A 15,375-nucleotide genomic window follows, 5' to 3' on the forward strand; every position below is an offset into this window, starting at 1 on the left:
CCCCGATTACTCAATGGTTGATTGGCGTGCATTTGTTACATATCCAACATCACGCTCACTATTGTTCATTATCGGAAGGAGGTAGCGAAAGATATGGAAACCATAGTAAAAACCGACCGTCGCATTCTCAGATCCAAACAATCCATTATCAAATCTTTTCTGGAGCTATTTTCGGAAAAAGATTTTGAACAAATCACCATCAACGAGATCGCAGAACGCGCCAATGTTAACCGCGGCACCATTTATCTGCATTACAGTGACAAATACGACCTTTTGGACAAATGCATTGAAGATCACATCAACGAATTGATCTCGCTCTGCACCAAAAGGGAGGCCCATAAGGATGACCAAGGAATGGTGCAGGACCCCACACCGATATTTGATTATTTTCGTGATCATTTCCCTTTCTTCTCAGCCATGTTTTCCAATCAAAGAGTCTTTCTATTCCGGGAACAACTGCTGAATTTTATCTCTGTCAATTTGATGGTGAAAATGGAAAGACCGGACAATCAGACCGATATCGATCATGAGTTAAAAGCCCAGTTCATGGCCTCTGCTTTTATCGGCATTGTGGAGTGGTGGATTCGCCATCAAATGCCGCATTCCACGCAATTTATGGGCGATCAGGTTAGGAATTTATTTGAAAATAATCAAGTATACAAGAATCATTGACTTGTATGATACATACAACACAATAGCGTACATCCTCTACTGATTAAATTTCCATCCATTCTTTCATTCCTTGAAGCCGCGAGGCGTGGGTGTATACATTTAAAGAATGATTCCGAATAAATCCAACTGTCGTGATTCCTAACTCATCAGCCAATTGAAGAGCAAGTTCCGTGGGAGCAGATTTGGAGAGGACGATTTCACATCCAATCTTCGCAACCTTTAACAGGATTTCGGAAGAAATGCGTCCGCTTAATACAATAATTTTATCGGATAATGGTATATTGTTTTTTAAACAAAATCCGTAAATTTTGTCCAAGGCATTATGTCGACCTATATCCAGTCTAGATATCACGATGCCGTCTTTATTACAAAGTGCAGCATTGTGAACGCCTCCGGTATCTCGGAACGTATTCGCTGAGTCTTGCATTAAGGTCATCAAACGAAAGCAATCCTCGAACGTCAAAGTAACATGAGTTTCCTTCATCACTTTAGCCGTTTTGGCGTCATTCATGAAATAAAAGCCTTGTCTACTTTTTCCACAGCAGGAGGTGATATAGCGTTTTGAATGAAACCTCTGGAAAAATTCGTTCTTATTTTTGACTTTCATATGAACAAAACCAGCCTTCTCCTCAAACCAGATATCCGTAATGTCCTCGTAACTTTGAATAACACCTTCTGAAGCCAGAAAGCCAATTGCCAAATCCTCGATATATTCCGGTGAGCTTACCATCGTCGCAAATTCTTCACCATTAATTTTAATGGTAACAGGGTACTCAGTAACAATCTTATCCTGCAAGCGCACGATATTGCCGTTGTTAAAACGGATTATTTCGCGTGATTTCTCCACGGAATTCGTCATACTCGACCTCCCATTTGATGTTGACCGTCAGAAAAGAAAGTCACGAATTCGGCGCAAATCATTGCGATCGACACCGAATTCGTGTACCACTTTGAAGTTACTCTGATTCCCTCCATGCACTTTCATCCGAAAAAAGATCTCCTTCATATTGCCTATCCTTCACGCAGGACGCGCAAATATGGAGGTGTTCCTGCTCACTTAATAGAGCAGAATCTGGTGCTTCCCCTTGCACTTCGACGCTTCCGCATATTTCACATTTCATCGGCATGATAATGCACCGTCCTCTTTCTTTAAATCAATGAGGTTTGTTCAATCCCCTACCCATACCCTGTAGAAATCTCGTCAGCATATTTAAAGACGACATCGCTTCAGGCTGACGCATGGTTTTGAAGAGCCCCCATAAACCCGGCTGTTTCTGATTCGCCTTCGGATCAATAGCATGGTCTACTCCGGTGATCACGCCTCTGAGCATAGTCTGCAGCTTGTCAGGGTCAATCTGGCTTAGAAATTCAACAGCCCCCATCCCATTTTTGATAATGCGATGAGCACCTGGTTTATTCAGTTGATCCATTCCGATTAATGCAACTTGTTTGCTATTCGTCAGCAATCCCTGAATAGCATCCAAAAGCCCTAATTTTTGGAGTTCCTCCAAAATGTTCATGAAACCAAGCAACGCTTCACGATGATTCACAGCAGCTTGCAAGATTTGACTGATCGCGAGCGCCTCTTCTTCCGATGGATCAGGGGTTTCCTTTTCAATGTGTGTAATTGCTTTGGCCATCGGAAATCTCTCCTTCAATCATCTCCGGTATCGGGATGTAGTCTGAACGCTTCCACTTTTCTTCCACCCTAATTCCGATTTGTGGAACTCGATTGCCGAATCGGTAGTTCACCGCGGGTAAGGGGCGCTTGCCTTTACGCTGCAGAATCTCCATCTTCACACTCATTTCTTTATACGCTGGCGTGTGTGTGACCTTATCGTGATAACTGCTTGTCAGTCGGTTCACAGCTGCTTGATCGTTAGATGTATTCATCGTTAAATACAGTTCTTTCCCCTTAACCCGATCAGTTACCTCTACCCGCACCTCCACATTTCCATAGGGCGAAGTAAGGCGAACTAAAGCGCCGTTATCAATGCCGCGTTCCTCCGCCAGCTCAGGTGATACTTCCAACCATTCGCTTGGCACTTTGTGCGATAACCCCTTGGATTTATACGTCATATTCCCTTCATGGAAGTGCTCAAGCAGCCGTCCATTATTCAAATGCAAGTCGAAATCAATGCCCGCCTCATAAGGCGGAGTCCAATCTACCGGGAACAATTTAGCCTTGCCATCAGGAAATCCGAACCGCTCTGTAAATAATAGATGCGTATCTTCCCCGTTAGGAGCAACAGGCCATAACAAGCTGTTCCACCCTTCCAACCGTTCATAGCTAACTCCAGCAAAAAGTGGTGCCAGGCTTGCCGCTTCAGCCATCAGCTCACTCGGGTGTGTATAGTTCCAATTTGCCCCGAGCCGGTTGGCAACTTCTTGGAAGATCTCCCAGTCAGGCTTGGAATCGCCTAGTGGTTCGAAAACCCGATGAAACCGCTGGATCCGTCTTTCTGTGTTCGTAAATGTCCCGTCTTTCTCCAAACTTGGGGAAGCCGGCAAGACGACATCCGCGAACTGAGCGGTTTTCGAGAAGAAAATATCTTGTACAACGAAGAAATCGAGCTTATTAAAAGCGGAATCCACATGGTTCAAATTAGAGTCGACGAGCCCCATATCTTCCCCAAATAAATACATGGCCTTAAGTTTGCCATTATGAATCGCTTCAATCATTTGATGATTATTCAGGCCAGGTTTCTCAGGAAGTTTAACTCCCCACGCCTGTTCATAGCGAGCTCGTACCTTCTCATCCTGAACCGCTTCATAACCTGGAAACCAGGAGGGCATCGTGCCAAAATCACAAGCTCCTTGCACATTGTTATGACCTCTCAATGGATAGGAGCCAGTCCCTGGACGCCCGTAATTTCCAGTAACCAACAATAAATTGGAGATCGCTGTGCTTGTATCCGTCGCTCCGAGATGTTGGGTGACTCCCATCGCCCAAAGAGCGCATACCGACTTGGCTTCGTGAACCATCGTAGCAAAATGAATGAGCTCTTCTTTTGTGAGTCCTGTCATTTCTTCCGCATACTCGAGCGTATATTTCTCAAGCGACTGAACGAAAGACTCGTAGCCATTTACCCTCGTGTCCAAAAAAGGCTTATCTTCCCAACCTTGGTCGATGATGTATTTCGCCACTGCGTTCAGCCAGATTAAATCAGTACTTGGTTTAGGACGAAGGAACACATCTGCCCTTTCCGCCAACTCATGTTTTCTTAGATCGAACACGACCAACTTTTGACCATGAAGCTTATGAGCACGTTTGACCCGCGTCGCTAATACGGGGTGGGATTCAGCTGGGTTTGCCCCAATCACAATCACTAAGTCGCTGCTCGCAATATCCTGAATGGTTCCGGAATCTGCACCAATTCCAACCGTCCGCATTAACCCAGCCGTGGCAGGAGATTGACAATACCGTGAGCAATTATCGATATTGTTCGTCCCCATGACAGATCGGGCAAACTTTTGGAACAGATAATTTTCTTCGTTGCTGCATTTGGAGGAAGCAATGTAACCAATCGAATCGGGGCCATGCGTATCCTTGATGCCTTGGAGCTTCTCCGCAATCAAAGATAACGCTTCTTCCCATGATGCTTCGACGAATGTATCCCCTTTTCGAATCAACGGTTTAGTCAGTCGTTCTTCACTGTTCACGAAGTCCCAGCCGAACTTTCCTTTCACGCATGTCGAAATGCCATTGACCGGAGCTTCCGTCTGCGGCTCGATCTTGAGGATTTTGCGATCCTTCGTCCATACTTCAAAGCTGCAGCCCACACCGCAATATGTACAAACGGTTTTCGTCCGCTTAATTCTAGACTTTCTCATCGCTGCTTCAACTTCCGAAATCGCGAAAATCTCCTGGTAACCAGGCTCAATTTCCTTCGTCAGATCAATCATCGGCATCAGAAGATCATTCGGAATACGAGTGAGATAACCGGCTTCACCGATCATTGTTTTTTCCATCAAAGCATTACAAGGGCATACGGTTACACAATGTCCACATGACACGCATGAGGATTGATCGATCGGAGCTCCGTTATCCCATAGAACGCGCGGTCTCTCCATACTCCAGTCAATCGTTAGGGTCTCATTAACCTGAAGATCTTGACATGCCTCTACACAGCGACCACAGAGAATGCACTGATCCGGTTCATAACGATAGAACGGGTGCGAGGTATCCTGCGGATATGGTTTTGGCGTAAACTCATACTTCGAGTGCTCAACTTGCAAATGCTCAGCTGTATTGTGAACCATGCAATTGCCATTATTGTTATCACAAACCGTGCAATACAGTTCATGATTTTTCAATATACGCTGCATAGCTTCCATTTGGGCTTCTTTGGCCTTCATAGACTTACTTTCTACTTGCATGTCAGGCTCTGCTTTGGTAGCACAAGCCCTTTTCAGTTCTCCATCCACTTCCACCATACAAGTATCACAAGACTGGATCGGACCTAAATTGCTGTGAAAGCAAATATGAGGTATGTAATAATCGTGGGTTTTAGCCACATCCAGAATCGTTTGGGTTGGATTACAGAGAAATTCACGATCATTAATTTTCATTGAAAATTGCTTCATTTCTAGATCATTAAGCATCACTAAAACCCCCTCTACTGGGAGTATTTCCTATAACAAAAAATGTATGCTTTATCAAGTTGGAGGGTAACCTTCCATCATATACATGCTCATTCTCCTTTCCTTCATGAGCTCTGCTAGATATTGACCCCAGAGTCCTACTAGAGGAACTGGAGTCCCCTATTTTAAGAAAAACCCGATATTTCCACTTTTAACGGAACTACAGGGACTTATTTGTCCCACATGCTGCATTTTTCAGCTAAAATTGGCGAAATAGCGGAACGTAGTTCCCCCTTAGCCTGGAAAACGTGATTTTCCAAGGAAATAGCGGACCATAGTTCCGTTTAATCCAAAACTCTGCAACGCAGAAAAAAACCGCGAGGGAACCAAGAATATGAAAGATCCTGCCTTAACTTTCACTGCCGGATTGTTTGCTATTGGCGTTCAAGAAGGTAAATTCACCACTGGGAATTTCAGCCACGTGGTTTGGCCGAGCAATTAATCGAATACAAATGCAAAACGATCGCTCTCGGCATGTAAATGCTTGAGAGCGATCGTTTTATCATTTCATTTAAACAAGAGTTTCTTAATTTTGCTTTTCCATTGCTTTGAGCAACGTCGCTAGCATCTTAGCTGCTTCAGCTCTAGTTGCACTCTTAGCAGGTGCAAATTGGTTGTTCGGCAATCCGTTAATAATCCCGGCTTGTTGCGCGAATTTCACCGCTTCAACAGCATAAGAGGAAATACTCGCTTCGTCCCCAAACTGATTCGGTGTTACGTTGCTTTCCAACTTATATCCAACGAGATTCGTTAATCGGATAAGGATGACAGCCATTTGCTCCCTGGAGATTTTCGCATTTGGTGCAAAAGATTCTGCGTCAATTCCATTGACTACTTTATTTTTCTCTGCCCATGCAACGTACGGCGCATACCAATCGGTAGACTTAACATCCGCGAATGTGCTGTTCGTATAAGAGGATACATCCACACCAGCGGCACCTGCGATAAGTTTTACAAATTCGCCACGCGTAATTTCATTATTCGGAGAGAACTGATTGTCGCTTACTCCGCTGATAATGTCTTTGCCAGTCAGATAATAGATATCTGATTTCGCCCAGTGGTCGTCAGCATCTTTGAAATCCAAGATCTTTTGCGTCGTTAGCATGTACTCGGCCGATGTCGAGGAAGCGAAAGTAATCGCTATGTTTCCGTTTTCGTCCACAGTAAGCTCGGATACGAGTACAGGAGCTTGATCCGCGGAATTTACCGCGTAGAAGAACAGCTTTTTGCCTGCTTGTTCTTTGCTCGTCGGGATTTCAAGCGTCATCTTCCCCGGAAGAGCTCCGTTTTGGTTGAGAGACAAGCCCATAACGACTTTCTTTTTATTGACTTGAACAGGGGTCGAAACTTTCCCTGCGGGAGCTTGATTTGTGACGTTAACACCCAAGTCTGCGTCAGCGTTAGGATTTGTGATGTCCGAGCCATTGACTTTCCATTTGTAGCCGTTGCCCACGAACGTCATCGTCGCGTTCTTGTCTTTCGCGAGCTCCGCGAATACATCGGATTTCACGACGCTATCCTTGGTAAGATCGACGTTCGGTTTAGTCGGAGGAGCGATCACGATCGGACCGGAATTACCCAGATTGCCATTGCCTGAATCCTCATGGCCTGGCTCTGGAGGCGTAATCGGCTTTGCAATGATTTTCGCGATGGCTGTCGCATTCAAACCGCTAAACGTAGCCGTAATTTCTTCGTCGCCTTCAGCATCTGTGATGATAACTCCCTCATCTTGCAAGTGTGCCTTTCCGTTCTTGAAGCTGAAGGTAACGTCCTTCGCGTCAAGGGCATAAACCACGCCGTAAGCGTTAGTCGCTTTAATCGTCGGGATGAATGTGTCGCCGACCTCTGTTTCCGCAGGAACGGACAAATCGAGTTTGACCGGTGTTACGTCCGCCGGCTTAACCGTCTCGACCGAAATAGAATTACTCTTTCCTCCGGATGTTGCCGTAATGATTGCCGTACCGGAAGACTTTGAAGTTATAACGCCATTTGTATCCACGGAAGCAACGTCTTCGTTGCTGGACTTCCAGTCAATTCCAACTAATTTGCGGTTATTGATTTGAGTCAAGTAATTAGCAGGATACTCTCTGAAGTCCCCGAACAAATCCAATTGGACTTGGGAGCCGATGACCGTGTTCATTTTGCCCGAGATAATCGCGTCGTTATGAATGTAAACCTTCGTCAAAAGAGGGTCGAAGGTGTATTTCATTTTGCCGCCCGAAACCGTCATCTTACCTGTGCCCAGCAAATCTCCATCGCTATGCGGAAGGTACGTCTTATCGGCGCCGTTACCCGTGATGATGTATTTGACTCCGCCGACATCCCAAGTTTGAAGAGAATGCAAATGTCCGAAAATGCTGTAGATATCCGCATCTGGATGCTCGAGCTTGTAATTGCTTAGAATAGACTCGTATTTCGCAGCGTCCTTCGGATCCATTTCATGCTTGGTGCCGAATGCGTCGCGCGTAATCACATGGTCAAAAACGATAATGTTTTTCTTCGTATTCTTCTTCAAAACTTCTTCCAACCAATGGAACTGGGTGGAATCCGACAAGGTAAGACTTTGGATGTAGGCAGAGTTCAACATGATGAACAGCGTATCCCCATAGTCGAAATGCATCGTCGGAGAACCGAATTTCTTATAATAGATATCCAAAGTGTTCTGGAACGCTTCATGATTACCTGCCAATACGAAGAACGGTTTAGAACCTGGGTCCCCGAAATACTTGTTGACGAAGCCCGACGCTTGATCGTATTGCAGTTGGGAACCGTCATCTACGATATCGCCCATGTGCATGACTAAAGAACTATCATCCGCTGCAACCTTAGCGAACAATTTATCGGTAAACGCGTTGCCTTGTGTATCCGGAATAAGCGAGATTTTGAAGTTATCTCCATCTTGCGGTTGCGGGATCGAGGCTAGAGACAATTGATCCTTATAAGTCGGCATGGCGTTCCCGGCTTTATCCCGAGCATTGATTCTTAAGGCATACTCGCCATTCGCCAAGTCGCTTGTCGGTTCGGCATATCCCCAACCCGTGTTGGCGTCGTAATAAGCAGGCAATTCGATATTATTCATCCGAACGGAAATGCTCGCCGGATCCACTTGAGATTTGCTGTCCAAAAGCTTGAACGTGACCCTCGGCGTCGGAATTTTCACTTTGACGTCATGCGTAGGAGTTACGTCTGTCATCGTCGGAGCTTCCTCGTCCGGAGTCAAATCCACATGATACGTTTTGTCGATATATGGAACTGATTCGTTGGGAGTTAACGCTTTGTCGTAGGCGTCTACGAATACTCTGTAATCCCCTTGGGTTAGATTTTCCAGCTTGAAGCTAAGACGACCCGTGACTTTATCGTACGTGTAATCCTTATAATCCACGTCATTGATTTTAACCGTTATTTTGTTCTCGTCTACCCCGGAGAGACTATCGATAATCGTAGTCGAGAAATCAAGGGTATTGCTGAACAAGCCATCCGACGAAGGACTTGTCTCGGTAAACTCCGGACCGCTAGTATCCGTAACCTCGTCCGTATAGATGAATTTCATATCATCGAAATAGACCGATCCGGAATATGCTGGCTTCGATTTTATTGTCTCAACCATATATACATAGTTAAGACGAATCGGCAGCTGCCAGCCCTCAGGGATAGGTACCTCTATATACTTCCATCCAACCCAGTTTATATCATCCGTCTCCGTGGTCAAGTCGAGCGTCTTGTTCGAGGGAGTGCCGTCTCTAAAAATCGCCCTCAGCCAAGGAGCTTTGCCGTCCCCGTATACCCACATGCCGAATCTCTTCGGGTATACGTCGGTCTTGTACGTTGCGTCCATTTGCGCCACGCTAGACCAATGCGGTAACCAGTTCATTGTTCCGTTCAAGCTTCTATTCGTCCATTTGGATGTGTCATAGCTCATTTTGAAGCTTTTGTCGCCCGAATGTTTGACCGTCGTGGATAGGCTCAAGAAAGGGCTCGTTCCGGCGCTTCCTGCGTATTGATCTACATTACCATAAGCGTAGCCGCCTAGATGGTAACCTTCGATCGGGTACGTCTCGAAATTGTCGATGACCTGCTCTTTGATACCGACCGTAACTTGTGTTGTTAACGTCTTACCCGCAACCGTTACCGTAAGCGTTGCTGTTCCGTTACTATCGTTGGAAGTGACCAAACCGCTCTCGTTCACGGTACCGATACTGCCGGAAAGGCTCCACGTTGCCACGGAAGGGTCGATGTAAACCTGCCCTCCAGTTGCATCGGTAGCCACAAATCCGAACTGCTTTTTCGCGTTATTGTTCATAACCACGTTGGTGCTCGTCAAAGCAAGGGTAGCCACGGCATCCACGACCGACACTTTCGCGCTTCCCTTCACGTTGTCGACTGTCGAGGAGACTTCTCCCGCGCCGATTCCGGTATTCGCGATATAATGGCCGTTCGGGTCGACGCTCCCAATGGTCGACGCCCAAGTTGCGGGACGGTTGCCGTTGGAGATCGGATTGCCGAATTCATCCGCCAAACGATAGGAGAAATCGTATTTCGAGCCGGTGTAAAGCGTCACGTTCTTATCGACGACCACGTTTCCGACCGTCGTGCCTTTCGTCGCCGTGCTGACGAATAACAAGGAGCTGGAAACGAGTCTCGAGCCATTGACATCGCCAGGGTGGCTTATGGTTACCGGACGATCGCTGCCTGCTTGGCGTACGATCATCTCCGTCGAACCGCCGCCGTCCAGATTAAGTGCATTGACGGCTCCCGCTTCTAATAAATATTTCCCAAGATCGGGAAGACCTGTTCCAACGCTCCCCGTATAACTAGTGCTTGGTTTGTCTACGGTTACCACGACAAGGCTTCCATCTGCCCTCATACCTAATGCTGTACGCGCGTTAGCGGCCGGATCTCCGGTCGTCACCGCTACGCCGTCACGTACAAGCCAAGCGTTAGAGGTGATTGAAGTCACGATATTATTGTTCAAGATATCTTGGTTCGCGGCATCATTACCTGCGTATAAATCGTATTTAAAGCTAACCTCGGCGTTAGTCTGCAACGCCTGGACGATTGATTTCGACGTGCCTACGCCTTCCAGAACGACGGAGTCGTCGGGAATATCGAAGCCTTCTGTCGACGTTACGTTAACGACGGTACCCGTGTAAGTTTGCCCCGGATGAACGCCGTCGAAATTATTGCCCACGCGGATCAACGCGAACACGGACTTGCCTTTGTCCGTAGCGTAGTTATGCGTCATTTTACGTGTTTTCGTAACTTTGCTTGTATGGATGACTAAAGCGTTATTGACAGCCTGGTTTCGGTTAAGCAGGTTTACGCCGTAGACAGCCCCCGTAACCGAGAATGTTCCTTCAGCATGAACCTCCTTAATTTCGGGCTTATTTGCGGTATCCATATAAAAACTGATACGATCGTTATCGCCTGGCATCTGGCTTACAATCAGCTCGCCGTCCTTCATCATTAACCCGAGCGGATTTCCGGATACCGGATCGATATCGTAAAAATCACCGTCGACTCCGGCGATGACTTGATTGCCTTTCAAAATTTCCCGGTTTGCCTGATCGCCGATTGTTTCCACGGCACTGATGGTATCGTATGCCTTGGCAGTGATGATCTTCGTGTTCGAATCTTTCGGATTAATATCCAGACGGTTAACGACGACTCGATTGTTCGGTTTATAGTAGTTACTGTATTCCTCCGTAGTAAAGTGGACGCCGGAGGAAACTTTCTCGCTTCTCAGTACGTTAACGTCGCCCGGCGGAGCTGCATTGACCGTCAAAGCGCCAATGCTTGATACATTCAGTACAGTCGCGAGTGCCAGCAGCATCGCCGGCCATTTTTTGTTTCTAATGATTCTTTTCATACAACTCTCCCTTCAATCGTGTAAGACGGTTACTAAAAACATGAATAAAGATGTAGCGCTTAATCTGGAAGAGCAATAAGCTTTCCTACTTCTTTTTCCCTCCTAACTATACTTTTTACAATACGGTACTATACGACTTAATAAGGCTTCATTCAATACAATCGAAGGAAAGGAAACATGTTGATTTTGTAAAAAGGAACAAGAATCTCACAAAAAATTGTGCGAAACTACATCGTTACTAAGCAGTTTCAGAACATTTATGCACATAACATGGTATTTCATGAATGATTAGGATATGAAACTGCCCTTTTATATTTTCATTTAAAACGCTATCATAGGCGACGACAAAGAATTCTAATCACGACGAGATCAGGTCCGCAATAGATATATGAAATCGCAACTTTATATACATGTAGTCAAAAAAAATTCATAATGCAGAAAATTACACGACTGTAATTGTGACATCTCGTTGAACAAGTAAAAATTATGTAAACTATTACTTCGTCAGCATCATGAAGTTTCATCCGTGAAAGACCATAATTAATCCAATTATTCACCATAAATCAATAGGAAAAATAAAAAAAGGCTGCTCTCAAGGTATTTACCTTTTGAGACAACCTTCTTTTATTCTACTCCATTTAACACACTCAATTAGCCGCGATAGAAATCGCATTCTTCCCACTCCTCTTTACCTCATACATCGCTTCGTCCGCCTTCTGCAACAAACCTGTGAGATCCGAAGCATGGTCAGCGAACGGGCTGCTTGTAATTTGACACTATCGATGAGGCTCATACCAGGCCAAAACCGTGCTCCAGTTACTCCATCCATAATAAGGAACGCCTACATCCAACTGAGGGATCCAGATCTCCGCATAACTCCCATCTGGATTCGATCTCCACACTTCCGCATGTTTGCCATCGGACCGGATCCATGTCAGTTTATTACTCTTCCTGAGCATGTACGGTCCGAAGTCTCCGTTTTTTTCCGGTGGGTTAGTGAGTTGCTTCTGCTCTTTATTTGAAAGGCTCACCTGATACAAGGCGGGAAGCGGCCAATCGCCATCCTCTTTGGACTCCTTAGACCTTGAAACAATAATCATTCGGTCATTTTCCCATGTAAAATCACGATCGGCGAATCCTTGCGGCGTAAACGAAGCAGGCTTCATAGCAGGGAGATCCTTGAGCTTCAAATGCTTATTCTGCACGGCCATTCGGCCTTCTCCTGCAATATAAGCAAGTCTAGCTTTCGTAGGTGACCATGCAAACCATTGCGGGTAATGCAGCATGTTATCCATCTGCTGAAACTGATTGCCATCCGAAGACAACACACATAAGGCATTGCCGTCAGCTGACAAAGATGCCGTTGGATTCGCGGTAAACGAGATCCATTTCTTATCATTCGACCACTTGAATAGGCTTGTGCCGACGGCAAAAAAGCTAGGTGATTCCGTAGGAAGCGTATAAAAATGTTTGCTCTTATTAGGGTCCATTTTGGCGTCTGTCGGAACCATATAGAGTTCAACATTCGTCCACCCCGATGGCCGCAGCTGAGCAGGTGATGATACCAGAAATCCACTGCCATCAGGTAGCCACGAATAGTTATCCACACCCCGTGTTACGTTCTTAAAGGGTTCCACTTTATCACGGTTAACCTTTGCGATATTCAAAACGCCATCTATTTTAAAAGCAAGATCATTCCTATTGGGAGACCACTGAAAATTGTCACCGCCTGGATACACACGGTTATGTTTTTTCATCTCCAAGCTATACACCCATATCTCATGCTTCTGTTCTCCGAGGGCAAGAGAGTAGGCAATGAACTTCCCATCAGACGACCATTTGGGTTCGCTCACCAGTTGATTTAGAGTGACTTGGAGCTCCTTATCCTCTTTTTTGACCCATAGATCTCCGCCCCGTACAAACGCAGCTTGTATGGAATGCTTGGGTTCAGCAAATCCGACTTTACACCATAAAACTGAAATCAACAGGCTGACTACTATCATTTTTATTTTCATCCGTTACCTCCACTTCAATTGTTACAGGAGTATTTTTAACATGTTGATCCAAATTATTCCTGAATACATAACAACAAAAAAACTCTTAACAACTCACACTGACCAAAGGCCCGAAGAGCAATTAAGAGTTTATCATTTGAAATAGCCGTATCTTACCAAAAGCCTGTAATACAAATAAACTAAGCCATAAGCAAGTATATAGGATACAAAGGTCCAACCTATATTCCAGTGATTGCTGTATTCTACTTTGCCAAAAATAAACGCCAAATATTCCAGCGAAGTCGTAGCTAGGCACAAACAGCCTATTTTCAGGAGCGCATGTCGATTATTTTTCCTAATCCAATAAATCATATAACCCGCCATAACGGGATAAAGACCTAAATCAAGCGGAAGAGCCGAAAGTGTCTCATCATTTTCAATCAATGGAGTAAAGTCCCAGAATTCCAAATGATAGCCCGTATCATTGATTAATCCTGCTATTGTGACCGTAATTGGGCTTATAAGAAAAACAATAATGCGAGACTTCCTATACAGATAGATGCCAAACACCCAGGGGATTAAAAATCCTACAATAATGTTTAACAGCATGATTTTCACCTCTTCACTCTAGATCCCCTAGTATGACCAGTTGTTGGCGAAAATATGTTGTTTACAAAAGTCTGGGACGCCGCTGTTATCTTATCGTTTACTTGCTAATTTCTCAGCAGCATCGACCGTATGTTTGAGTAAAGTTGCTATGGTCACTGGACCGACCCCGGCTGGAACCGGTGTAATGGCCGAAGCCACCTTCCTACAAGCCTCATAGTCAACATCCCCGATGTTGCCAGGATTGTAGCCTGCATCCAAAACAATTGCGCCTGGTTTCAGCCAATCACCCTGAACAAATTGCGGCTTCCCCACTGCAGCCACGATAATATCTCCTAAGCGTACGATATCGGCCAAATTCGCTGTTTTCGAGTGGCAGGTCGTAACTGTTGCATTCTTATTTAGCAGCATCAAAGAAACAGGTTTGCCGAGGATTGGACTTCTTCCAATGACAACCGCATGTTTACCTTCAACAGGAATTTTATAATAGTCTAAAATTCCAATTATCGCCGCCGGCGTGCAGGAAGGGAACTCAGCAAATCCGAAAGCATTCTGAGCAAATCCCAATGTAGTCACTCCATCGACATCTTTATCAATATGAATCGCCTCAAAAGCTGCCCTTTCATCGATCTGTTTCGGGACTGGGTGCTGCAGCAAGATACCATGCACGCTATCATCATCATTAAGCTTGTTAATTGCCGCAATTAACTCCTCCGTAGTCGTGTCCTCAGGAAGAACAACACGAATAGATTGAATACCGAGTCGCTTGCAAGCATTTCCTTTCATCCGTACGTAGGTTGCTGACGCAGGATCATCACCGACTAGCACAGTCGCTAAACAAGGGACGATTCCTTTTTCGGCCAAATTTTCTACTCTGCTGAACAACGATTCCTTCATGGCGTCTGCGACTCGATTACCATCCAAGATTAATGTTTCTGCTGACATGTTAATCATCCCTTTTGAGTAAATTGGAAACGCAAAGAGGTAAGGGGATATCCCCTTACCTCTGCCCAGGCGTACGGCTGATTATCTATGTGCTCCCTCATGGTTACCCATGTTCCGCCAGTCACACACAGTTGCTTCTATGAATTCATCATAACAATTAATGACATAGATTTCAATGCGTATGATAGGATGGAATAAAACATGTACATCCTAAGGAGAATTTATCTATGTCGACGATTCGAGAAATGACAATCGAAGATTATGAACAAGCCTTTTTACTGTGGAGTCAGATTGAAGGTCTTGTATTAAGTGAGGCAGATTCCAAACCTAATATCGAGAGCTATCTGCATCGAAATAAAGGATTTTGTTTCGTCTGCGAAGCGGATAAAAGGATCGTTGGAACTATTTTAGCGGGGCATGATGGCAGAAGAGGGTTTATCTATCACCTAGCTGTTAATCCGGAAAACCGCAAACAAAGGATTGGACATCGGCTCGTAGAGATGAGTTTGGCTCAGTTAAGAGAAATAGGCATTGAGAAATGTCATATTTTTGTGCTCGAAAATAATGATCTTGGCCATTCTTTCTGGACGGCAGCGGGTTGGGAAAAAAGAAGCGGATTTTTCGTTTATTCGAAAACGCCTTAGGCGA

9 protein-coding genes and 1 riboswitch are annotated in these 15,375 nt (G+C 45.2%); of the genes, 2 read left to right on the forward strand and 7 right to left on the reverse strand.

Features of this window, described 5'->3' with window-relative positions; translation table 11 throughout:
• Positions 1-93 precede the first annotated feature (93 nt).
• Positions 94-672, forward strand: coding sequence for a TetR/AcrR family transcriptional regulator (locus tag AC58VC_RS26515; RefSeq protein ID WP_497372992.1), 579 nt, complete (start codon positions 94-96; stop codon positions 670-672).
• Between the two features lie 43 nt (positions 673-715).
• Here AC58VC_RS26515 and fdhD read toward each other — a convergent pair whose 3' ends face one another.
• From fdhD to AC58VC_RS26550, 7 genes are all read right to left on the reverse strand, one after another.
• Positions 716-1,531: a formate dehydrogenase accessory sulfurtransferase FdhD gene (gene fdhD, locus AC58VC_RS26520; RefSeq protein WP_497372994.1), complete on the reverse strand. Its 816-nt coding sequence runs from the start codon at positions 1,529-1,531 to the stop codon at positions 716-718.
• A gap of 295 nt (positions 1,532-1,826) precedes the next feature.
• A complete protein-coding gene (locus AC58VC_RS26525) occupies positions 1,827-2,312 on the reverse strand; it encodes a helical membrane plugin domain-containing protein (RefSeq protein ID WP_497372996.1) in 486 nt (161 codons plus the stop codon).
• Positions 2,287-5,277 (reverse strand): formate dehydrogenase subunit alpha, encoded by a 2,991-nt coding sequence (fdhF, locus tag AC58VC_RS26530; protein ID WP_497372998.1) that lies wholly within the window; start codon positions 5,275-5,277, stop codon positions 2,287-2,289. The genes AC58VC_RS26525 and fdhF overlap by 26 nt, the downstream gene beginning before the upstream one ends.
• Positions 5,278-5,842: 565 nt before the next feature.
• Complete coding sequence (locus tag AC58VC_RS26535; protein WP_497373000.1) at positions 5,843-11,182, reverse strand: S-layer homology domain-containing protein; 5,340 nt, start codon at positions 11,180-11,182, stop codon at positions 5,843-5,845.
• 776 nt (positions 11,183-11,958) lie between these two features.
• Positions 11,959-13,197, reverse strand: coding sequence for a TolB family protein (locus tag AC58VC_RS26540; protein WP_497373001.1), 1,239 nt, complete (start codon positions 13,195-13,197; stop codon positions 11,959-11,961).
• Positions 13,198-13,329: 132 nt separating this feature from the next.
• The gene (locus AC58VC_RS26545; RefSeq protein WP_497373003.1) at positions 13,330-13,785 is read right to left on the reverse strand and encodes a CBO0543 family protein; all 456 of its coding nucleotides are present in this window, start codon (positions 13,783-13,785) and stop codon (positions 13,330-13,332) included.
• A 90-nt stretch (positions 13,786-13,875) separates the two neighbouring features.
• Positions 13,876-14,727, reverse strand: coding sequence for a bifunctional 5,10-methylenetetrahydrofolate dehydrogenase/5,10-methenyltetrahydrofolate cyclohydrolase (locus AC58VC_RS26550; protein ID WP_497373005.1), 852 nt, complete (start codon positions 14,725-14,727; stop codon positions 13,876-13,878).
• A 56-nt stretch (positions 14,728-14,783) separates the two neighbouring features.
• Positions 14,784-14,862, reverse strand: a riboswitch (ZMP/ZTP riboswitch).
• A 92-nt stretch (positions 14,863-14,954) separates the two neighbouring features.
• Between AC58VC_RS26550 and AC58VC_RS26555 the strand changes: the two genes are divergently transcribed.
• Entirely contained in the window at positions 14,955-15,371 is a 417-nt protein-coding gene (locus tag AC58VC_RS26555) for a GNAT family N-acetyltransferase (RefSeq protein ID WP_497373007.1), read from the forward strand.
• Positions 15,372-15,375: the final 4 nt, after the last annotated feature.

The sequence above is a fragment of the Paenibacillus sp. J22R67 genome, assembly GCF_059692175.1.

What these genes read in the sequence shown, in the direction of transcription:
- AC58VC_RS26515 (WP_497372992.1), top strand. Translation starts at nt 94, where the DNA reads ATGGAAACCATAGTAAAAACCGACCGTCGCATTCTCAGATCCAAACAA.
- fdhD (WP_497372994.1), bottom strand. Translation starts at nt 1,531, where the DNA reads ATGACGAATTCCGTGGAGAAATCACGCGAAATAATCCGTTTTAACAAC.
- AC58VC_RS26525 (WP_497372996.1), bottom strand. Translation starts at nt 2,312, where the DNA reads ATGGCCAAAGCAATTACACACATTGAAAAGGAAACCCCTGATCCATCG.
- fdhF (WP_497372998.1), bottom strand. Translation starts at nt 5,277, where the DNA reads ATGCTTAATGATCTAGAAATGAAGCAATTTTCAATGAAAATTAATGAT.
- AC58VC_RS26535 (WP_497373000.1), bottom strand. Translation starts at nt 11,182, where the DNA reads ATGAAAAGAATCATTAGAAACAAAAAATGGCCGGCGATGCTGCTGGCA.
- AC58VC_RS26540 (WP_497373001.1), bottom strand. Translation starts at nt 13,197, where the DNA reads ATGAAAATAAAAATGATAGTAGTCAGCCTGTTGATTTCAGTTTTATGG.
- AC58VC_RS26545 (WP_497373003.1), bottom strand. Translation starts at nt 13,785, where the DNA reads ATGCTGTTAAACATTATTGTAGGATTTTTAATCCCCTGGGTGTTTGGC.
- AC58VC_RS26550 (WP_497373005.1), bottom strand. Translation starts at nt 14,727, where the DNA reads ATGTCAGCAGAAACATTAATCTTGGATGGTAATCGAGTCGCAGACGCC.
- AC58VC_RS26555 (WP_497373007.1), top strand. Translation starts at nt 14,955, where the DNA reads ATGTCGACGATTCGAGAAATGACAATCGAAGATTATGAACAAGCCTTT.